Raw genomic sequence first — 22,509 nt, 5'->3', positions numbered from 1 at the left:
CCTTTCCGACGTTCCGCGAGTCGGGGGTTTCAGCACACTGAGTCGGGAGTCCTGGCACAGGTGCCTGTGCCGGTGTGCCCAACTCGGTGTGCTGTGACGCCCGACTCGCTGTGCTGAGGTGCCCGACTCGCGGGGTGCGGGATCCGGTGCTCACCCGAACCTCTTCCGGAGGCGATCGAGCTGGCTGGCGTTCACGTTCACCAAGTTCAGGTCCTCCGCGCTGACCTCGGCGGACTCCGGGCGTGCAGCGTGCGAGACCAGTGCGTGCAGTGCCGCGACCCACGAGTCGGCGGTGGCCTGCACGTCCGGGACGACCTCGGGCAGGTACGTGAACGAGGCACGCATGCCCGAGGAGTCGACCAGCACGTTGATGTCCAGCGGATGCGAGACGCGCATCCGGGGGTCACCGCCGCCGCCCAGGGCGCCCGCGTCCAGTGCCCAGTCACCACCCGAGGTCGAGTCGAACCGACCGAGGTAGTTGAAGCCGATGAGCGGCTCGGGCAGCGGCGCCAGCCGGGCGGCGGACGCCGGGTCGAGGTAGCGCAGCACGCCGTAGCCGGCTCCCCGGTCGGGCAGCGCCCGCAACGTCTCGCGCACCCGCTTGACCAGTGTTCCCGCGGCCGGGCCGCCCGCGAACACGTCGTCGACGTTCACGCCGGTCGCGTCGAGCCGGACCGGGAAGGCGCTGGTGAACCAGCCGACCGTTCGGGTCAGGTCGGCGCCGTCGACCAGTTCCTCCTCCCGACCGTGACCTTCCAGCCGGATGAGCGGCGCGGCGTCCCCGCCGCGTGCGACCGCCGCGAGCAGTGCGGCGAGCAGCACATCCTGAGTCTGCGCCCGCAGTGTCTGGGGCAGGGATGTCAGTACCTCACTCGTGACGTCCTTCGGCACCCGGACGACCAGGCGTTCGGTGGCCGCGAGCACGTCACGTTCCGGGTCCGGTGCGCGGTTGCCCAGGCGCGGCGGATCGCCGGCCAGCATGGTCAGCCAGGTGGGCAGCTGGTCGGCCAGCTCCGGGGCACGGCGGCGCAGGCCGGTGGCCCAGGCCCGCATCGAGGTCCGGACCGGCGCGACCGCGTCGCCCCGGCAGGCACCGGCGAGGTCGCCGATCAAGATGCGCCAGGACACGCCGTCCACCACGAGGTGGTGCGCAACGATCAGCAGCCGCCCGCGTTCGGTCGGGCCGCCGTCGAACCAGACGACACGCACCATGTCGCCCGCCACCGGGTCGAGCGCCCGCACGAGGTCCTGCTCGGCCGCCGCGATCTCCTCGGTGCCCGGCACGCCGTCCACCCGCGTCGGCGTGGGACCTTGGCCCTCGCGTTCGACGTACAGCCGGGGCTCGCCGTCGAGCACCAGCCGGGCGCGCAGCATGTCGTGCGCGGCGACCACCGCGGCGAGGCCGTCGGTCAGCGCCGGCAAGGTCAGTCCCGCCGGGGTGTGCAGCAGGACGGACTGGGAGAACGCCTCATACGGCCCGCCCCGGTCCAGCAACCGGTGCATGATCGGCATCAGCGGCACGTCACCCGCGCCGTCCCGGTCCGCGTGCGCGGTCTCCACGTGCCGGGTGACCAGCGCCAACGCCTCGGGGGTCTTGGCCTCGAACACCTGCTTCGGGGAGAAGGCCAGGCCCAGCGGGCGGGCGAGCGAGGCGAGGCGCAGCGCGGAGATGCTGTCGCCGCCGAGCGCGAAGAAGTTGCCGTCGACACCCACCGTGTCCAGGCCCAGTACGTCGGCGAACAGCGCGCACAGCTGCGTCTCGACCGGGCCGTCTGGCGCCCGCGAGGCCTGCCCGGACTCGCGCACCGGGGCAGGTAGCGACCGCCGGTCCAGCTTGCCGGACGACGTCAGCGGCAGCGCGTCGAGCAGGACGATCGCGGCCGGCACGAACTGGTCCGGCAGCTCGGCGGCCACCGCGTCGCGCAGTGCCCGCACGTCCACGGTGTCGTCCGCGACCACGTACCCGACCAGCCAGGTGCCGCTCGGGCCGTCGTCACGCGGGACGACCGCCGCTCCGGTGATCCCCGGCTGGGCACGCAGCACCGCTTCCGCCTCGCCCGGCTCGACCCGGACGCCCCGGATCTTCACCTGGTGGTCACTACGGCCGAGGTAGACGCAGGTTCCGTCGGGTTCGGCGCGCACGATGTCGCCCGTGCGGTACAGCCTTGCACCCGGCGGGCCCAGGGGGTCCGCGACGAAGCTCGCGGCGCTCAGGCCGGGCCGGTTCAGGTATCCCCTGGCCAGCTGGACGCCACCCAGGTACAGCTCGCCGGGGACACCGGGCGGGACCGGACGCAGGAACGCGTCGAGCACCCGCAGGTGCACGCCGTCGATCGCCCGCCCGATCGGCACACCCGATCCCCGCTGCCCGTCGTAGCGGGCGGCGGTGACGTCGATCGTGGCCTCGGTCGGTCCGTACAGGTTGTGCAGCTGTACCCCGGCAAGCAGCTCGACGCAGCGGGCCGCCAGTTCGGTGCTCAGCTCCTCGCCGCTGCACAGCACCCTGCGCAGCGACCGGCATTCGGCCACCTCCGGATCGGTGAGGAACGCCCGCAGCATCGACGGCACGAAGTGCACGCTGGTCACCGATTCGCGGCGGATCAGCTCGACCAGGTAGGCCGGGTCGCGGTGCCCGTCGGGGCGGGCCACGACGAGCCGCGCGCCGATCATGAACGGCAGGAAGAACTCCCAGACCGACACGTCGAAACCGGCGGGGGTCTTCTGTGCGATGACGTCGGTGTGGTCGAAGCCGTAGTGCTCGGCCATCCAGGAGAGCCGGTTGTACAGGGCGCCCCTGGTCAGCACGGCGCCCTTGGGGCGGCCGGTGGAGCCGGAGGTGTAGATGACGTACGCCGGGTGTTGCGGGTCGACCGGAACGGCCGGTGTGACCGTCGGTCCCCCGGTGATCTGGTCGACGGCGACCGACCCCGGCAGGCCCGCCGCGAGATCGGACGTGGTCAGCACGACGACCGGGTCGGCCTCGGAGAGCATCGCCGACAGGCGAGCCGCCGGCTGGTCCGGGTCGAGCGGGAGGAACGCCGAACCGGACCGCATCGTGGCCAGCAGGGCGACGATCAGCTCCACGCCCCTGCGGGCCGCGACGCCGACGGTCTTCTCCGGGCCCGCGCCCCGCTCCAGCAACGCCCAGGTGACCTGATTGATCCTCGCATCCAGCTGCGCATAGGTCAGGTGCTCGCCCTCGACGCTCAGCGCGACCCGGTCGGGCCACCGCACGGCGGCCGCGACGATGTCGGCCCCGACGTCGCCTTCGCGGGCGGTCGCGCCGGTGAAGCTGCTGGTCTCGCCGGGCAACAGCGGGTTCAGCTGCGCGAGGAGAGCCTCGGGTGCCTCGACGAAGCGCGCCAGCACCGCACGCAGTCGTTCACCCAGCGACCGGATGTGCTCGGCGTCGAACACCGAGGGCTGGTACTTCAGCGAGATGCGCAGGTCCTCGCCGGGCAGCACGAGCGCGGTCAGCGGGTAGTGGGTGTCGTCGTGCGCGTCGACATCGGCCAGCGTCAGCCCGCCCCGGCGCGCGGTGTCCTCCAGCGTGGAACGCTGCATCGGGTAGCTCTCGAACACCAGCAGCGTGTCGAACAGCTCGCCGAGCCCGACCGCGCGCTGGATGTCGGCCAGCCCCAGGTGCTGGTGTTCCAGCAGGTCGACCTGGTCGGCCTGCACGCGGCGCAGCAGCGCGCCGACGGTGTCGTCCGGAGCGGCCGTGACGCGCGCGGGGATCGTGTTGATGAACAGCCCGACGGTGCGCGCCGCCTCCGGCAGCTCGGTCGGCCTGCCGGACACGGTCATGCCGAACAGCACGTCCGGCTCACCGGTCAGGACGCCGAGCAGCGTTCCCCAGCCGGCCATCAAGACACTGTTGAGCGTGACGCCGTGCGCACGGGCGAGCGTCGTCAGGTCGGCGGTCAGGTCAGGTCCGAGCTGCAACCGCAGCTGCTCGGACGGTTGGTAGGGGTGCTCCTCGACGCCGGCCAGCAGCGTCGGTCCGGTGACGCCGTCCAGTGCGGTGCGCCAGGCCTGCTCGGCGGCGGCGTGGTCGCGTCGGGCCAGCCAGTCCAGGTAGCGCGGGTACTGGCCGGGCGCGGGCGGCAGCGAACCGTCGGCGTAGGCGGCCAGCAGGTCGGTGACCAGCAGCGGCAGTGACCAGCCGTCGAGCAGCAGGTGGTGGTTGGTCAGCAGCAGCCGGTGCTCGTCCTCGCCGACCCGGGCCAGGGTGGCGCGCATCAGCGGCGCGCGGTCCAGCCTGAATCGGGTGCTGCGCTCGCGGCGCAGCTCGGTCCAGCGGTCCTCGGTAGTGCGTTGACCACGAAGGTTCGTTGTCGACGCATTAGCGTCGCGCAGGTCCACCTCGTCCCACGGCACCTCGACCGTCTCGGCGATCACCGCGACCGGGTCGCGCCGTCCCTCGTGCAGGAACGCGGCGCGCAGGCTGTCGTGCCGGTGCACGACCGCGTGCAGCGCGGCGCGCAGACGCTCCGGGTCGACGCCGCCGGTGAAGGTCAGGACAGGTTGGGCGAGGTAGGCGTCGGCGACGGTCTCGTCGGCGAGCGAATGGAACACCAGTCCCCGCTGCAACGGCGACAGCGGCAGCTCGGTGCGGTCGTCGGGCCCCTCGGCGATCTCGGTGTCCGGTTCGACGTCGGTGACGAGCGGCGCGAGCGCGGCGATCGTCGGTGCGGCGAACACGTCGCGCACGGTGAACCGCAGTCCCAGCCCCCGGGCCGCCGATACCAGCGCGATGGAGGAGATGCTGTCGCCGCCGAGTGAGAAGAAGTCGTCCTCGGCTCCCGGGTCGCTCAACCCCAGTACCTCGGCGAACAGCGCCGCGAGCTGAGTCTCCCGTTCGCCGCTGGGGGCACGGGAGCTGCCTCGGGTGAGGACCGGGGCGGGCAGCGCGGCGCGGTCGATCTTGCCAGAGGGAAGCATCGGCAACGCGTCCAGAGTGACGATCGTGTCCGGCACCATGTGCGAGGGAAGCTGCCCGGTGAGCCAGTCCCGCAGGGTTGCGCTGTCGAGGCCGGTGCCCTCGACCGGCACCTGGTAGCCGACCAGCCGGGTGGTCGGGCCCTCGTGGGTACGGACCGCGCACTGACGCACGTCGGGGTGCCGGGCGAGCGCGGCTTCGATCTCCTCCAGCTCGACCCGCATACCCCGGATCTTGATCTGGTTGTCGGCGCGGCCGAGGAACTCCAGCACCCCGTCGCTCCGCCATCTGGCCAGGTCGCCGGTGCGGTACAGGCGCGAACCGGCCGATCCGAAGGGGTCCGCGACGAACCGTTCCGCGGTGCGGACCGGCTCACCGACGTAGCCGCGCGCCAGCGGCAGGCCGCCGAGATGGATTTCGCCCGCGACCCCGACCGAGACCGCGCGCAGCTGCTCGTCGAGCAGGTAGATCGCGGTGTTCGGGTTGGGCTTGCCGATCGTGACGGCGCCGCGCTCGTGGCCCTCGCGATAGATCTCGTGGCTGACCCCGATGGTCGCCTCCGCCGGGCCGTAGCCGTGGTAGAGCGTCGCGTCGACCTGGGACCGGAAGCGGGCGAACAGCTCGGGGGTGAGCAGCTCGCCGCCGCACCACACGTGCCGCAGGCAGGTCAGCTCGCCCTGCCGACCGACGCCCAGGAGCAGCTCCAGCATCGACGAGGTGAGGTAGCAGAACGTGACCCGCTGCCTGCCGATCAGCGCGGCCAGCTCGTCGACCTCGCGTTCCAGCCCGGGTTCGCACACCACGAGCCGGGCACCGCAGACGAGCGGCAGGAAGATTTCGTTGATCGAGATGTCGAACCCGAGCGGCGCCTTGAACAGAGCCGCGTCCCCGGGACCGAAACCGAGCATGTCGATCTGCCACAGCAGCCGGTTCGCGATGGCCCGGTGCCGGATCATCGCGCCCTTCGGCACGCCGGTCGACCCGGACGTGTACATGACGTACGCGAGGTTCTCCGGGTCCAGATCCGGGAGCGGCGGCGCTTCCTCGGACGACTCCGCGACCGCTATCGCCGGTACGTCCGTCCAGCTCAGCGGGTCCTGCGAGAGCACGAGGACCGGGCGTGAGGTGGCCAGGGTGTCGGCGATGCGCCGCGCCGGCCAGGACGGCTCCAGCGGGACGAACACGCCGCCGCTGCGCTGTACCGCGAGCAGCGCGACGATCATCTCCAGGGACCGTTCCAGGTGGATGCCGACCGTGCGCTCCGGCCCGACGCCACGGCGGCGTAGCTCCGCGGCCAGCCCGCCCGACCAGCGGTCGAGCTCGCGGTAGGTCAGTTCCCGGTCGCCGCACACGACGGCGACCGCGTCCGGTGTCGCGCGCACCTGCGCGTCGAACATCTCCGGCAGCGTGACGTCCGAGGTGGCCGCCCGGGTGTCGTTCCAGCCGTGCAGCATCTGGTCGCGCTCGGCCGGCGGCAGGTGCTCGATGCGGGCCAGCGGCAGGTCCGGGTCGGCGGCGACCTGTTCGGCGAGCTGGCGCAGCTCGGCGGCGAGCCGTGCGGCGGTGCTCCGGTCGAACAGCGCGGTGCTGTACCGGATGCTCGCGGACGGCTCGTCGGCGTCGGTGTCGATGAGGGTGAAACTCAGGTCGAACTTGGCGATCTCGAGCCGTACCGGCAGCGGCTCGTCCTCGATGCCGGGCAGACCCAGCGTGGGCGGTGTGGCGTCACCGTAGACGACCATGGTCTGGAACAGCGGCGACCGGCCGAGCACACGGGGCGGCGCGACGAGGTCGACGACCCGCTCGAACGGCAGGTCCTGGTTGGCGAACGCGCTGACATCCGCGTCGGAGACGCGGGCGACCAGCTCACGGAACGTCGGGTTGCCGCTCAGGTCGGTCCGCAGCACGACGCTGTTGACGAACATGCCGACCAGACCGTGCAGCGAGCTGGACCCACGGCCCGCGACCGGCGTACCGACCGGGATGTCGGTACCGGCACCGTTGCGGGCCAGCAGCAGCCCGACGAGGGCGTGCCACACGATGAACGGTGAGCTCCCGGTCGCGGACGCCAGCGCGCGCAGCCCGGTCAGCACCGGACGCGGCAGCGGCACCGTCACCAGGTCACCACCGGTCGACGGCTCCGCCGGCCGGGGGCGGTCGGTCGGCAACGTGACCTGCTCCGGCAGGTCACGCAGGGTCTCCCGCCAGAACGCGCGCTGCTGCTCCAGCTCCGCGCCGTCCAGTGCGCCGCGCTGCCAGCGGGCGTAGTCGGCGTAGCCGACGGGAAGCTCGTCGTACTTCGGTGCCGCGCCACCGACCCGCGCCCGGTAGGCGGTGCTCAGGTCAGCGCACAGCACGGTCTCGGACCACTCGTCGGACACCGTGTGGTGCGCCAGGATCAGCAGTACTTCCTCGGCGCCGGTCCGCAACAGCGTCGGCCGGAACGCGGGTTCCGCATCGAGCCGGAACTCGTAGCGCAGCTCGCGGTCGATCGCCGCGTCCAGCTCGTCGGCGCCACACTCGACGACCCGCAGCCGGGCGCCCTTCTCTGCGGCGGTGTCCACGTCGAGTACGTCGACCCCGTCCGAGCTGATGACGCCGCGCAGGACGTCGTGCCGGTCGACGAGGTCGGCGATCGCCGCCCGCAACGCGGGCTGGTCGACACCACCGGTCAGGCGGCGGGCGAACGCCAGGTTGTAGTCCGGCGACGGCCCGGTCATCTGGTGCAGGAACCACAGCGCGTGCTGCGGCACCGACAGCGGGCGGGTGCCGATGTCCGGGCTCTTGGTCACCTCACGCCAGTCGGCCGCGCGGCCGAAACCGGAGATGACCGAGGCGAGCCGCGCGGCAGTGCGGTTCTCCGCGATCGTGCGCACCGAGACGTCCGCGCCGAACGCCGACCGCACCTGCGCGACCAGCTTCGTCGCCAGCAGCGAGTTGCCGCCGAGGGTGAAGAAGTCCTCGTCGGCCGGGACCTCGTCGTACTCAAGCAGCTCGGCCATCAGCGCGCGCAGGCGGTGCTCGATCTCCTGGTCACCGGCCTGCGTGGGTGTTGCGCTCGGCAGCGCCCGAGGTGTCTCGACACCCCAGTCGTGGACGGTGAGCGCGGACAACGGGGCCAGGGGATCCTCCGCGACCTGGCGCAGCAGGCCGCGCAGGTCGGTCAGCAGCTCGGTGACCCGCGAGGCGGAGAACAGCTCGGCCGAGTACGTCGCCTCGATCTCCAGGTCACCGTCGATCAGGAACGCTTCGAGCGACAGGTCGAACTGGGTCGTCCCGTTGTGCACGGTGCGCCAGCTCGTGTCGACGCCCGGCAGCTCCGGCCCGACCATCCCCTGGGTGAGGAACAGCAACATGACGTTGAACAGGTCACCGTCTGTGCCCCGCTCCCGCAAGGCCGCCACGACCTGGTCATACGGCATGTCCTGGTGGGCGAACCCGCCGGAGCACACCTCGTCGGCGCGGCGCACCAGCTCGGCGAAACTCGGGTCGCCCGCCGCGTCGAGCCGCAGCAGCAGGGTGTTGCCGAAGTTGCCGATCAACGCCTGCGTCTGCGCATTGTCCCGGTTCATACTCGCCGAACCGATCGGCAGATCGGTGCCCGCGCCGTAGCGGTGCAGCAGCGCACCGAACGCGGCGATCAGAGCGGTGAACGGGGTGACCGACCGGGCGGCGGCGAGCGCGGTGAACCGAGCGGTCTCGTCCCGGCCGAACCTCATCGACACCCGGCCGCCGCCGCGTTCCCCCGGGCTGTCCGCCGGTAGGGGCAGCGCGCCGGGCAGGCCGGCGAGCCGCTCCACCCAGTAGTCACGGTCGGCCGGCTGCGCCCTGGCATCGGCCTGGACGGAGGCCCAGTCTGCGTACTGGATCTCTGTATTTTTGGGCCTGTTTCGCGCGGAGTTTTTCTGTGACCACCCCGGCTCGCTGGCGCTCGCTGGGGTACTCCCAGAAAAACAAGCTCCTTCGTCGCCGGGCGCGCGCTTGTCGTCGCCCTGGGAGCCGCCGCTCGGCTCGGGAGCCTGATCGCGGACATTCACTGCGCCGGCCTTCGCCGGAACTCCTTCGGAGACTCGCGGAGCCGGCTCTACTGCTGGTTGTCCTTGCTGCGTTTGCTGTTGCCGGGTTTGTGCCTGCTGGGCCTGCTGTTGTTGCGTTTGCTGTTGCTGGGCTTGTGCCTGCTGGGCTTGCCGTTCTTGCGTTCGCTGTTGGTGGGTGTAGGCGTCGGTCAGGTCTTTCGAGATGACCGGCCAGGTGCCGCCGTCCCAGGCTATGTGGTGTACGACCAGGCCCAGGCGGTGTTCGTTCTCTCCGGTCCGGTAGAGGGCCAGGCGCATCGGCCAGTCCCTGGCCAGGTCGAAGCGGTGGCCGGACAGTTCGGTCAGCAGCTCGTCGACCTCTTCCGCCGGCCGCTCGACCAGCGGGATCGGGTAGTCGTCCGGTGCCGGGTCGATGCGCTGGAGAGGCAGCTGGTCGGGGCCCAGTGGGTAGCGGGTGCGCAGTACCTCCTGCCGGGCCACCAGATCGCGGAAGGCCTCCCGCAGCGCCGGGACGTCCAGGCGGCCGGTGAAGGTGACGTCGAGGCACACGTTGTAGGCGACACCCGAGGGATCCGCGCGGTCGAGAACCCACATGCGCCGCTGGGCAGGCGACAGCGGTGCGCTCGTCGGGTCGGAGCGCCGAGTGATCTGCTTCTGCTGGGAGCCACCGCTCACGCCCGCTTGCGCGAGACGCTTGCGCAGGAGAGCGGCCCGCCGTGCGGCAAGATCGCTGTCGGTCATGCTCCACCCTTCGCCGGTCGTGCGAGTAGCCGTGCCGCGACCTGCGCAAGCGGTCCCGGCAATGCCATGTCCCAGTGCGTCGCGTCCACGTGGTGCACCTGGATCGGTCCGCTGACCTGGGGTTTCCATGCCTGGGCGAGATCGCGGCCGTCCGCGTCCCGCTCGGCCTGGAACAGCTCCAGCTCCCCCGGGTACACCGGGTTCGTCCTGGCCGTCAGCCCCGCCGAGTGGCGCCAGCTGAGCGCGACATTGCACAGGTCGTCGCTGGTGAACGCCCCGAGCGAGCCGTCGCCGGCGATGGTCTCCAGCGCGCGGCCGGGGTCCAGCTGGTCCGCGTCCACCGGGTAACCGCTCACCCGCAGAAGCTGGGCGAGCCCCCGTTCCAGCGACCAGCTCTCGTCGACCGATCCGAGCAGCCGGCCCGGGATCGAGTCGAGCAATGCGAGCGTCTCCACCCGTTCACCCGCCTCGACGAGCAGGCACGCCATCAGGTGCGCGACGGTGCCGCCGAGCGACCAGCCGAGCAGGTGGTACGGCCCGGCCGGCGCCACCTCGCGGATCTCCCGCACGTACTGCTCGGCCATGTCCTCCAGATCGACCGGCAGACCGGTGTCGGTGACGAGGCTGCGTGCCTGCAGGCCGTAGATCGGCCGGTCCGGCAGCTCCCCGAGCAGACCCGAGTAGGCCTGGGCGAGCCCGCTCACCGGGTGGACACAGAACAGCGGTGGCCCCGAGCCGTCCCGGCGCAGCGGGAACAGCACCCCCGACGCCGGACGTGCCAGATCCTGGCCCGAGTCCAGCAGCACGGCCAGCTCCGCGACGGTCGGCTGCTCCAGCAGCGAGCGCACGGCGAACGGTTGCTCGAACTCCGACCGGATCGCGACGACCAGCCGGGTGGCCAGCAGTGAGTGCCCGCCGAACGCGAAGAAGTCGTCGGTGACCCCGAGGTCCTCACGTGCCAGGACGGTGCGGAACAGTTCCAGGAGGCGCTTCTCCGTCGCCGTGCCCGGCGCGACCGACTCGGTGCTCGGCTGCGGAACGGCCTTGGCCAGCTCCGCACGATCGACCTTGCCGGACGGCTGGATCGGCAGCGACGGCAGCTCGACCAGCTCGGCCGGCACCATGTGTTCGGCCAGCCGTGCCTTGAGCCAGCTCCGCAGAACCGCGGGTGAGACGGCACCGTCGCGAGCCGCGTAGAACCCGACCAGCCGCGCGGTCCCGGTGTCGTCGAGCGGTGCGAGCACCACGGCCTGGGTGAGGTCGGGATGCCCGGCGAGCACCGACTCGATCTCCTCCAGCTCCACCCGCATGCCGCGGATCTTGACCTGGTTGTCGCCCCGGCCGGCGAACCTCAACCGACCGTCGGGCAGCCAACAGGCCAGGTCGCCGGTGCGGTAGAGCCGCTCGCCCGCCGCGCCGAACGGGTCCGCGACGAACCGGTCGGCGGTCCGGACCGGATCACCGACGTAACCCCGGCCGAGCAGCAGCCCGCCGACGTACAGCTCGCCGACCACGCCGATCGGCACGGGCCGGAGGAACTCGTCGAGTACCTGCACCCGGGTGTTCGGGTTGGGACGTCCGATCGTCGCACCGTCGCGCAGGCCGTCGGCGCGGTAGATCTCGTGGGTGACGCCGATCGTGGCCTCGGCGGGGCCGTAGCCGTGGTACATCGTGGCATCCACCGACGCGCGGAACCGCGCGAACAGCTCCGGGGTGAGCAGCTCACCACCGCACCACACGTGCCGCAGCGAGCCCGAGGAACCGGTGAACTCGGGCAGCTCCAGCATCGCGGCGAGCATCGAGGACACCAGGTAGCAGAAGCTGACCCGCTCCCGCGCGATCAGCCGCACGAGCGACTGGACGTCGCGCTCGGCCCCGGGCTCCGCGATCGCCAGCACCGCGCCGGTGGTCAGCGGCAGGAAGATCTCGTTGATCGAGATGTCGAACCCGAGCGGCGCCTTGAACAGCGCGACGTCCCCCGGCCCGAACCCCAGCAACCCCTGCTGCCACACCATCCGATTGGCGATCGACCGATGCCGGATCATCGCCCCCTTGGGCGTTCCGGTGGACCCAGACGTGTAGATCACATAGGCGACCTGCTCACCGTCACCCCACCGCTCCGGCCGCCCCCCGACCCCCACCCCACCCCGATCGACCGGCACGAACGTGGCTTTAGGGACGTTCAACGTCCCTAAAGCCACATTCGTGCCATCGGGAGAGGGGGCGGGGGTGCAGATCGTGGTGATTTGTGCGTTGGCTACGACCGACTGGGTTCTGAGGGCGGGCCAGTCCGGGTCCAGGGGGACGAACGCGCCGCCCGCCTTTCCTACCGCCAGCATCGCGATGACCAGGTCCGGTGAACGAGACAGGTACAGGCCCACCGGCGTCTCGGCGCCCACACCCTGCTCGATCAGGCGGTGCGCGAGGGCGTTGGCCTGTTCGTCGAGGTCGCGGTAGGTCAGCTCACCGCCGGACCAGCGGACCGCCGGCGCATCAGGCGTCCGGTCCGCCCACTGTTCGACCAGGTCCACCAGTGTCGCGTCGGTCGTGGGTGCTTCGGTGTCGTTCCACGACTCGACCAGCCGCGCCTCGGCGTCGGCGCGCGAGGCGAGTGCGACGACCAGGCGGTCCGGGTGCTCGGTGAGCTCCGCCGCCAGCTCCGGCAACCGGTTCGCCAGCTGCTCGACACGCTCCCGAGGGATCGCGGCGGGCTGGTACTTGAGCAGCAGGGTCATCGGGTCGCCCGGCACCGCGACCAGCACCAGCGGATAGTGCGTCGCGTCCTGGCCGGACCGAGGAACGACGGTCAGCCCGGTACCGGCCAGCAGCTCGCCCAGCTCACCGCCGGGGTAGCTCTCCAGCACGAACAGCGTGTCGAACAGCGGCGCGAAACCCGCCTCGCGCTGCAACCGGCCGAGCCCGACGTGATGGCTGTCCAGCAGCGCGACCTGCTCGTCCTGCACCCGTCGCAGCAGCTGCGCGACGGTCTCGCCCGGGTCGAGCCGGACCCGCAGCGGGACCGTGTTGATGAACAGCCCGACCATGTCGGCCGCACCCGGCAGGTCCGAGGGACGTCCGGTCACCGTGCTGCCGAACACGATGTCGGTTCGCCCGGCGACGCTGCTCAGCAGCAGCCCCCAGAGCACCGAGAGCACCGTGTTGAGCGTGACACCCTGCTCCCGCGCCATCCTCGTCAACCGGCCGGACAGCTCCCGGTCCAGTTCGACCGGCAGGCGCACCGGCAGGTCGGCGGGCGAGCCCGGGGTACCGATGAGCGTCGGTCCGCTCAACCCCTCCAACGACGTCCGCCACCGGGCGAGCGGGTCCTGCTCTTCCTTCGCGGCGAGCCAGGCCAGGTAGTCGCGGAACGGGCGCGCGGCGCGGAGCGCCGTGCCGTCACCCCCGGCGGCGTACAGCGCGAACAGCTCCCGCAGTAGGACCGGCATCGACCAGCCATCCAGCACGATGTGGTGCACCGTGAGAACCAGCACAGATCGGCCCGGCGCCACCCTGACCAGCAGCATGCGCAGCAGCGGCGGGTCGTCGAGCGGCAGCGGCCGGGTGCGTTCACCGACCGCGAGCCCGCGCAGCCGGGACGCCGGCTCCGGCACGTCGGTCAGGTCGACCTCCTGCCAGGGAACGCTCACCCCGTCGAGGACGACACCGACCGGTTCGTCGGTCTCCTCCGCCAGGTATCCGGTGCGCAGCGCGGTGTGCCGCTCCAGGAGTGCGTCGGCGCAGCGTCGCAGCAGGGCCGCGTCCAGCGGGCCCTGAATCTCCAGTTCCACCTGGTAGCGGTACACATCGGCGTCGCCGGAGGTCGCGTGGAAGAACAACCCGGACTGCAACGGCGACAGCGGTACGACATCGTGGATACGCCTCGAGTCAGACAACCTGCACCGCCGAGGTCCTCCCAAATCTGTGGCTCTAGTTCAACCCGCAACCACCTAAACCTAGGCTTGCCTAACAAGAGACACAAGGTGGAGCTGCGTCACGCTGGCCCTTAAGCGGCTTCCGCGCGGAGTTTTTCTGTGACCACCCCGGCTCGCTATCGCTCGCTGGGGTACTCCCAGAAAAACAAGCTCCTTCGTCGCCGGGCGCGCGCTTGTCGTCACCTTGGGAGCCGCCTCCTTGCGTAGGCGCGGTTGTCGCGGACATCCACTGCCCGGCCTTCGCCGGAACTCCTTCGGAGACTGGCGGAGCCAACTTCGCTGGCGCTGGGCTTGTGTCGCTTGGTTGAGCTGCCTTCGCCGGAACTCCTTCGGAGACCGGCGGAGCCAACTTCGCTGGCGCTGCGCTTGCGTCGCTTGGTTGAGCTGCCTTCGCCGGAACTCCATCGGAGACCGGCGGAGCCAACTTCGCTGGCGCTGCGCTTGTGTCGCCTGGTTGGGCTGCCTTCGCCGGAACTCCTTCGGAGACTCGCGGAGCCGACTCAGCCATTGCTTGGTTCGCTGTGGCTCAGTTCGCTGTGGCTGGGGTCACTGTGCTGGGGGAACCTCGCGGGGGCGCCCTTCGAGCGCGGGAGTTGTGGTGGCGCTACCGTGATCGGCGATATGGCGGATCAAGCTCTGGCCGAGCTGCAGCGTTCGGTACGCGGCAGGGTCACGTTCGCCGCGGTGCTGCAGGCACTGGCCACCGCGCTGGCCGTCGCCCCGATGGTCGCGGTCGTCGAGATCGGCCGACGGCTGCTGGACGGACGTCACGACGGGCTGTGGACCATCGCGTGGCTGGCGATCGGGCTGTTCGCGGCCAGGCTGGTGCTGTACGCGGTCGCCGAGCTGATCAGCCATCTGGCCGACACCACGCTGGCGGTGCGCCTGCGTGCCCGGCTCGCCGACCATCTCGCCGTCCTGCCGTTGCACTGGTTCGCCGGCGGGGTGTCGGCCAAGGTCAAGACGACGGTCCAGGACGACGTGGCCGCGCTGCACCACGCGGTCGCGCATGCGCGAGGTGAGCTGGCCGCGGCCGTCGTCGGGCCGGCGGTGATCGCCGGCTACCTGCTCGTGGTCGACTGGCGGCTCGCGGTCATCACGCTCGCCGCCATCGCGGCCGCCCAGTCGGTGCGGATGCGGATGGCGAGGCTCTCGGCGGACCCGGTGCGGCGCATCGCCGAGGCCAACTCGGAGCTGTCCGCCTCGGCGATCGAGCTGGTGCGCGGCATCGCGGTGGTGAAGTCGTTCGGCCAGGCCAAAGCCCCTCAGCGGTTCCGGGCCGCGGCGCTGGCCAACGCCTGTGCCCACGACGAGGCGCAGCGAATCTTCGTCCGCCAGCGCAGCCTGACCAGGGCCACCGTGGCTCCGGCGACGATCCTGCTGCTGGTCGCGGGCTGCGGAACCGGTTTCGTCGCGCTCGGCTGGACCCGACCGATCAGCATCGTGGCGTTCGTCCTGCTCGGCCTCGGGCTCTTCGAGCTGCTCACCCCGCTGTACGCGGCCCGTGACCTGCGCCGGACGGCCCACTCGGCCGCGCAGCGGGTCACCGCGCTGCTCGACGAACCGGCCGAGCACACCGCCCGCAACCCGGTCGCGTTGGCGGACGGGCCGCTGACCATGCGGATCGACGACGTGCGGTTCGGCTACCAGCCGGGCCACGAGGTCCTGCGTGGCGTCACCGCCGCACTGGAACCGGGCACGGTCACCGCCGTGGTCGGCCCGTCCGGAGCCGGGAAGTCCACGCTCGGCATGCTGCTCGCCCGGTTCTACGACGTGACCGCCGGGGCGATCCGCCTCGGCGGCCTGGACATCCGGGACCTGGACCGCGCGGACCTGTACCGGCACGTCGGCTTCCTGTTCCAGGACGTGGTCCTGCTGCGTCAGTCGGTGCGCGACAACATCGCGCTCGCCGAGCCGGACGCGAGCGACGAGACGGTCCGGGCGGCGGCGCGCGCGGCGTCCATCGACGACCGCATCCAGGCCCTGCCGGCCGGCTACGACTCGGTGATCGGCGAGGACGCGCGACTGTCCGGCGGCGAGGCGCAGCGGGTCAGCATCGCGCGCACCTTGCTCGCGGACACCCCGATCCTGGTGCTGGACGAAGCGACCGCGTTCGCCGACCCGGAGTCGGAGGCCGCGGTGCAGGACGCGCTCGCGGAGCTGGCCACCGGCCGGACCCTGCTGGTCATCGCGCACCGGCTGCACACGATCGTCGGCGCCGACCAGATCCTGGTTCTGGACGAGGGCCGCATCGTCGAGCGCGGACGCCACGAGGAGCTGCTGGCGGCCAACGGGCACTACGCGTCGCTGTGGCGCGCGCAGTACGGGGGTACCTCGTGATCACCCTGCTCGCCCGGATCGCGGCCGGACTGTCCGCCGACGGCCGCAACCCGCTGCTGCGCCGGTACCTGATCTCCACGACCGTCTACGCGATCAGCGAGGGCGCCGCGTTCGGGCTGCTCGTCCCACTGCTCACCGCGCTGCTCGGCGGGCACACCGCCGACGCCGCCTGGTGGCTGCTGCCGCTCGCCGGTTGCGTCGCCGTCGGCTGGGTGGGGCACTACGACATGGGTGTGCGCGCTCTGGAGCTGTCCTCGGCATGGCGACGTTCGCTGTACGAACGGATCGGCGACCACGTCGTCGCGTTGCCGCTGGGCTGGTTCGACGGGAACCGCACCGGGCAGATCGAGCAGCTGCTCGGCCGGGGCGTCGGCACGGCCGTGCGCAGCGTGAACCTGGCGCAGACGCTCATCTCCTCGATCGTCACACCGGCCACGATCTTCGTGTTCCTGCTGTGCTTCGACTGGCGGATGGCCCTCGCGGTGCTGGTCACGGTCCCGCCGGTGCTGCTGGTGTTCGGTTTCGCCAGGCGCCTGACCGACCGCACCGAGGCCGAGCACGACGCGACGAGCGCCGAGGCCAGCGCCCGGCTGGTCGAGTTCGCGAGCGCACAGCCGGTGCTGCGGGCGAACGGCCGGTCGCGGGGCGGGCGCGAGCTGCTCGACTCGGCGCTCGACGCCCAGTACCGGTCGGCCCGCAGGCAGGTCATGGGCGCGCTGCCCGGGCAGCACCTGGGTCAGCTGACCATCCAGCTGGCGTTCACCGCGATCCTGTCCGTGGGTCTGCTGCTCGCCGAAGGCGCCACGATCGGCCCGGCCAGGGTCATCGCGTTGCTGGTGCTTGGCGTGCACTTCCTGCAACCTTTCGCGGTGGTCGCGGGCGCCGCGAGCTCACTGCGGGTCTGTCTCGCGGCGATCGAACGCATCGACACCGTGCTCGCCACACCTCCGCTGCCGGAACCGAGCGATCCCGAGCCGGTCGGCGAACCGTCCGTCGAGTTGACCGGCATCCGCTTCGGCTACGGCCCCGAGCCGGTGCTGGACGGCGTCGACCTGCGCATTCCGGCGGGCACGACCACCGCGCTGGTCGGCCCGTCCGGCGCCGGGAAGACCACGGTCACCAAGCTCGTGGCACGGTTCTTCGACGTCGAGGCGGGCAGCGTGCGCATCGGCGGCGTCGACGTGCGCGACCTGGCCGCGGCGGACCTCGAACGCACGGTCGCGGTCGTGTTCCAGGACGTCTACCTGTTCGACGCGAGCATCGAGGACAACGTCCGGATGGGCTCGCCGGACGCCACGACCGAACAGATCCGCGACGCCGCGCGCAGGGCCAGGGTGGACACGATCGTCGAGCGGTTGCCCGACGGCTGGTCGAGCAGGGTCGGCGAGGGCGGCAGGCTGCTGTCCGGCGGTGAGCGGCAGCGGGTCGCCATCGCGCGGGCCCTGGTCAAGGACGCGCCGATCGTGCTGCTGGACGAGGCGACGTCGGCGCTGGACGCGGAGAACGAGGCCGCGATCCACGAGGCGCTCACCGAGCTGGGCCGCGACCGGACGCTGCTGGTGATCGCACACCGGCTGACCACGATCGCCGGCGCCGACCAGATCGCGGTGCTGGAGGGCGGCCGCATCGTCGAGCACGGCCGCCACGCGGAGCTACTCGCGGCGGAAGGCCGCTACGCGCGGCTGTGGACGGAGCGGGAACGCGCCCGAGGCTGGCGACTCACCGGGAACCCAACTTAGGCTCACCTACAGTTGGGGGTCGTCGACAGAGGAGTGAGTGGATGTTCGGAAGGCAGCGAATCATCGGCCCGGTGGTGGCCGTGCTGCTGGCCTGTGTGCTCACCGCGTGCGGCTCGGGAGCGTCGGGCGGCACGGGCTCCGACGGATTCCACTCCTCGGTCGCCGGCAAGTTCGGGACCACGACGATCACCAAGAACCCGGTCCGGGTCGTGGCGATGAGCTGGACCGACGCGGACATCGCGCTGTCACTCGGCATCACCCCGGTCGGCATCGCCAAGGCCGACGACACGCCGGCCGGTCTGCAGCCGTGGACGGAGTCCGCGCTGCGCGGCGCGAAGCCCGCGCTGTTCTCGGTCCGGGGTTCGGACCCGATCGAGAAGGTCGCCGAGCTGGCGCCGGACGTCATCCTCGCCACGAAGGACTACAACCTGACCAGCAGCTATCCGCAGCTGTCCCAGGTAGCGCCGGTCGTCACCTATGTCAGCGGGGTGAACAGCGACAGCTGGCAGCAGAACCTGGACACGGCGGCGACCGCGCTGGGCAAGGTCGACCAGGGCCGCAAGGTCGCGGCCGACACCGAGGCGCGGATCGCGCAGCAGAAGACCGAGCACCCCGAGCTGACCGGCAAGACGTTCAGCTACGTCGTCGCGTCGGCCCCGACCGAGATCTGGACGGTGAACTCGGACGACGATGTGTCGGTCAAGATCCTCGACGCGTTCGGCATGCGGCTGTCTCCGCCGCTGCTCACGCTGCCCACCGGTGGGCTGGCCGGCCGGTCGCAGATCAGCATGGAGAACCTCGGCGTGCTGGACGCCGACGTCGTCCTGTCCGCCGGGCGCCAGGCCACGCTCGACGATCTGAGCCGCAACCCGGTGTTCTCCCGGCTCACCGCGGTCCAACGCGGCTCCTACGTGCCATTGGACTTCAGCACGTCGGTGTCCATGGCGTTCCCGTCGCCGCTGAGCCTGGACTGGGCCATGACCAACGTCGTGCCGAAACTCGCCGCGGCGGCGAAGGCGGCGCCCAGCTCCTGAGCAGCACGGGCGCGCGGGCCGGCACGAGCGGAGGTAGCGTCCGACCGTGGCCCTCGACCAGCAGTTCCGCGCCGTTCTCGACCAGCTCACCGCTGCCGGTGCGCTCCCACTGGTCAGGGGAACCGCGCAGGAGACCAGAGCGCACTACCGGACGCTCGCGATGTCCCGGCGCGGCCCCGGCTACCAGCCCGAGGTGGTCGCCTCGGTCGAAGAACGCACCGTCGACGGCCCGGGCGGCGCCGTCCCGGTGCGCATCTACCAACCGACCCGGCAACGCGGGCGGGTGATCACCTACCTGCACGGTGGCGGTTGGGTCCTCGGCGATCTCGACACCCACGACCCGGTGTGCCGGCGGCTGGCGAACACACTCGGCGCGACGGTCGTCGCGGTCGACTACCGGCTCGCGCCGGAGCACCCGCATCCGGCGGCGCTCGACGACACGATGGCCGCGCTGCGCTGGACCGCCACCGCCTACCCAGGGCAGCCGCTCGTCGTGGCCGGTGACAGTGCCGGTGCGAGTCTCGCCGCAGGCGCCGCGCTGCGCGCCCGCTCCGACGGACCGTCACTGGCCGCGCAGCTGCTGGTGTATCCGGCGACCGACCCGGCGATGCGGCAGGCGTCCATCCGGGACAACGGCGACGGCTACTTCCTGACCGCCGCCGACATGTCCTGGTTCTACCGGCAGTACCTGCCCGACGGCACCGATCGGGACGAGCTCGACCTGCTGCACACGTCCGACCTGGAAGGTCTGCCGCCTGCCGTGGTCGCCACCGCCGAGTTCGACCCGCTGCGCGACGAGGGCGACGCGTACGCGGTCCGGCTGCGCGAGGCGGGGGTCGAGGTCCGGCACGTGCCCGGGCCCGGTCTGGTCCACGGATACTTCGCCTTCCTCGGTCTGGTCGAGGAGGCGGAGCGCCGCGCCGAGGCCGTGTGCGCCGCGCTCGACGAGCTGCTCCGAACCGGCCGACGCACAGCGAGCTGAAGGACACAGCGACTCGCCAGGCCCAAATCCACGACGCCCGGTCGCTCGGCACTCAAGCTTGTCGTCATGCTTTCGGGTCGGCTGTGCGTGGTGTTCGTCGTGTCTCTCGCGGTCGCTCTGACCTCGGGATGCGCCACGATCGTCCAGCCGGTCGACGCGGCCGCCGCGACACCGCTCGCGCACGGTGGTTCGGCCGCCGCCGCGCTGGCGACGCTGCCGGTGAAGGGCCGTGCGCCGAAGACCGGCTACTCACGCGACCGGTTCGGCGCGTCCTGGACCGACACCGACCACAACGGGTGCGACCAGCGCAACCAGGTGCTGGCCAGGGACATGACCGAGGAGACGTTCAAGCCCGGCACCCATGACTGCGTGGTGCTGACCGGCAGGCTCGTCGACCCCTACGGCGGTCAGGAGATCGACTTCACCCGGGGCGCGAAGACGAGCACCGCGGTGCAGATCGACCACGTGGTGGCGCTGTCCGACGCGTGGCAGAAGGGTGCGCAGCAGCTCACCGACAAGCAGCGCAACCTGCTGGCCAACGACCTACTGGAGCTCCTGGCGGTGGACGGCCCGACGAACGCGAGCAAGGGTGACGGGGACGCCGCGACCTGGCTGCCGAAGAACAAGCGGTACCGGTGCGCGTACGTCGCCAGGCAGGTCGCGGTGAAGGCGCGATACCACCTGTGGGTGACAAAAGCGGAGCGCGACGCGATTTCCGGAATTCTGGCCGATTGCCCCGGTGAACCATTGCCCGTGGATTGAGACCACGGACACAATTCTCGATGAATTCACGGAAATGACAAAGAGCACGCCCCCGAGCCTCGGTGAAAGGACGGGAGCGTGCTCAACAGGGAGTTACCTCAGCCCGGTCCGGAGGAGCAGCAACTCTCCCCGGCTGGGCACTCCCCTGTGTCACACGTGACGGCGGATAGATCAGCCGCCGAGGCTGCCGAGCAGACCGAAGATGGTCTTGAGCAGGTTGCTCACCAGGCCGGTGGCCTGCCCGGTGATGTCGGTGACCAGGCCACCGACGCCGGAGGCGTCGGCACCGGCGGCTGCGCCGGCGTCCGCGGCGGCAACCACCGGGGCGATGGTCAGCTGGGCCGGGGTGGCCGCACCGGCGGTGCCGGTGCTGATCAAGAGTGCCGCTGCCACGGTGGCGACAGAAGCGGCGGTAACGCGCAGGATGCGCTGCACGGTGTCCTCCCTCAAATGCGATTGCGCACGACGATCGCCGTGCATAAAGGACACTAATAGGAAGATCGTTGTGCTGTAAACGGTACTCAGCGTACCTTATGCAAGTTTTAACCGTGCTCTAAATTGCCCAGGTCAGGGCTACCTAACTTGATCAGTCCCTGGTACTCACGTGGTGTTTGGGACTGCGCCCGCTCCCGGGGTCGCACGCCGGGAACGGTCCTCCGGAGGGACGTTCCGAGGCCGTCACCTGCTTAACGTCGAGCAGCGTGCTGTCACCCCTCGTGAGCGTGTGTGCGCTGGTCACGGTAGTCACCGCAGGCCGGTTCGTCACCCCGGACCGGACCCGGAGGCTGGCTGTCGGGCTCGCCGTGACGGTGTTGTTCACCAGCTGCCCGGCTCGGCCGGTGACGGTGACGACTGGCCCGCTCGGCGTCGAGGGCACGGCGTTCGAGCGCACCGCCACCGCCGGCGCGGTCCGCACCTACGTGGGAATGCGCGAAGCGAGCACCGATGCGGACCGGGCGGCGCTCGCGGTCATCAGGCTGGAGCGGGCCGGTGCATTCGACCGCTCCACGATCCTGCTGGTGGCCCCCACCGGCTCGGGCTGGGTCAACCAGACCGCCGTGGCCTCGCTGGAGTACCTGACCGGCGGCGACCTGGCGAGCGTCGCCGTGCAGTACGCGGATCGACCCAGCTGGCTGGAGTACCTGCTGGGCACCGGCCGCGCTGAACGGTCCGTGTCCGCGCTGGCGGCCGCGTTGCACCGGCGCCTGGACGCCATCCCGGAGCCGAGCCGCCCCCGGCTGGTCATCTACGGCGAGAGCCTGGGCGCGGTGGCCGCGAAGGTATCCGCCGGCCTGGCCGACCGGACGCTGCTCGCCGGACTGCCCGGCGCCGCCGGCACGCACCCGGCGGACCCCCGGGTCACGCTGCTCGTCCACCCGGACGACCCGGTCGGCTGGTGGTCGGCCTCGCTGCTCGTGCACCGGCCGACGGGCTGGCGCGGCACGTGGCTGCCGCTGATCTCGTTCGGGCAGGTGACCGCCACCCTGCCCGGCGCGGCCGACGCCCCCGAGGGCCACGGCCACCACTACGGCCGCGAGCTCCTCGCCGCCTGGCGCGCCACGGGCGTCACGAAGTCACCACCACCGGGACCGGCGGCGATCACCTGCGCGAGGACGTCTCGGGAGGCCGTCAGGTCCGCGATCGCTCCGTCGATGCGGGCCTTCTCCCGTGCCAGGTCCGCCACCAGACCGGGGCAGGTGGGGACCAGCCGTTCACCGTCGTCCCGGATGCACGGCAGCACCGTGGCGATCGTCGACGTCGACAACCCGGCCGCGAGCAGTCCCCGGATGCGACGGACCGTGGCCACCGAGGACATCGGGTACTCGCGGTATCCACTGGGCCGGCGTGAGGGCGTGAGCAGGCCCTGTTCCTCGTAGTAGCGCAGGAGCCGCTGGCTCACGCCGCTGCGCCGGGACAGCTCGCCGATCCGGAGCGTCTCGTCGGGTGTGCGACCCGCGCCACAACGCGTTGACTCTGACATCGATGTCAGACTTTAGCGT

9 protein-coding genes and 1 pseudogene are annotated in these 22,509 nt (G+C 71.3%); 6 read left to right on the top strand and 4 right to left on the bottom strand.

The genetic code is table 11. The features are described from left to right. Window positions 1–150 precede the first annotated feature (150 nt). Together G406_RS51215 and G406_RS0132015 are read right to left on the bottom strand one after the other, a co-directional pair. A complete protein-coding gene (locus tag G406_RS51215; protein ID WP_028936965.1) occupies window positions 151–9,720 on the bottom strand; it encodes a non-ribosomal peptide synthetase in 9,570 nt (3,189 codons plus the stop codon). Next, complete coding sequence (locus G406_RS0132015) at window positions 9,717–13,613, bottom strand: non-ribosomal peptide synthetase (RefSeq protein ID WP_028936964.1); 3,897 nt, start codon at window positions 13,611–13,613, stop codon at window positions 9,717–9,719. The genes G406_RS51215 and G406_RS0132015 overlap by 4 nt, the downstream gene beginning before the upstream one ends. Window positions 13,614–14,273: 660 nt before the next feature. On the opposite strand from G406_RS0132015, the gene G406_RS51210 reads away from it, so the two are divergent. The 5 genes from G406_RS51210 (at window position 14,274) to G406_RS51200 (ending at window position 20,509) form a co-directional block, all read left to right on the top strand. After that, window positions 14,274–15,992 carry an ABC transporter ATP-binding protein gene (locus G406_RS51210; protein WP_037079470.1) on the top strand — a complete coding sequence of 573 codons (1,719 nt, stop codon included), beginning with the start codon at window positions 14,274–14,276 and terminating at the stop codon, window positions 15,990–15,992. After that, on the top strand, window positions 15,989–17,731 hold the full coding sequence (locus G406_RS51205; RefSeq protein ID WP_064743120.1) for an ABC transporter ATP-binding protein: 1,743 nt from the start codon (window positions 15,989–15,991) through the stop codon (window positions 17,729–17,731). The genes G406_RS51210 and G406_RS51205 overlap by 4 nt, the downstream gene beginning before the upstream one ends. Window positions 17,732–17,772: 41 nt before the next feature. Continuing rightward, the gene (locus G406_RS0132000) at window positions 17,773–18,765 is read left to right on the top strand and encodes an iron-siderophore ABC transporter substrate-binding protein (protein WP_028936963.1); all 993 of its coding nucleotides are present in this window, start codon (window positions 17,773–17,775) and stop codon (window positions 18,763–18,765) included. A 46-nt stretch (window positions 18,766–18,811) separates the two neighbouring features. Continuing rightward, window positions 18,812–19,747 (top strand): alpha/beta hydrolase, encoded by a 936-nt coding sequence (locus tag G406_RS0131995; RefSeq protein WP_028936962.1) that lies wholly within the window; start codon window positions 18,812–18,814, stop codon window positions 19,745–19,747. A gap of 66 nt (window positions 19,748–19,813) precedes the next feature. Beyond that, window positions 19,814–20,509: an HNH endonuclease family protein gene (locus tag G406_RS51200; protein ID WP_084216509.1), complete on the top strand. Its 696-nt coding sequence runs from the start codon at window positions 19,814–19,816 to the stop codon at window positions 20,507–20,509. A gap of 171 nt (window positions 20,510–20,680) precedes the next feature. On the opposite strand, the gene G406_RS51195 is transcribed toward G406_RS51200, so the two are convergent. Then, on the bottom strand, window positions 20,681–20,944 hold the full coding sequence (locus tag G406_RS51195; protein WP_169736824.1) for a hypothetical protein: 264 nt from the start codon (window positions 20,942–20,944) through the stop codon (window positions 20,681–20,683). 266 nt (window positions 20,945–21,210) lie between these two features. Here G406_RS51195 and G406_RS59150 point away from each other — a divergent pair. Next, window positions 21,211–22,008, top strand: a pseudogene (locus tag G406_RS59150) (alpha/beta-hydrolase family protein); the annotation flags it as partial. A gap of 26 nt (window positions 22,009–22,034) precedes the next feature. Here the strand turns inward: G406_RS59150 and G406_RS59145 are convergent. After that, window positions 22,035–22,490 (bottom strand): MerR family transcriptional regulator, encoded by a 456-nt coding sequence (locus tag G406_RS59145; protein ID WP_245607312.1) that lies wholly within the window; start codon window positions 22,488–22,490, stop codon window positions 22,035–22,037. Between the last annotated feature and the right edge of the window lie 19 nt (window positions 22,491–22,509).

The sequence above is a fragment of the Actinospineispora spinosispora DSM 44797 genome (assembly GCF_000429025.1).
In the GTDB taxonomy this organism is placed as follows: Bacteria; Actinomycetota; Actinomycetes; order Mycobacteriales; family Pseudonocardiaceae; genus Pseudonocardia; species Pseudonocardia spinosispora.
This window is presented reverse-complemented; position numbering and strand designations above follow the sequence as displayed.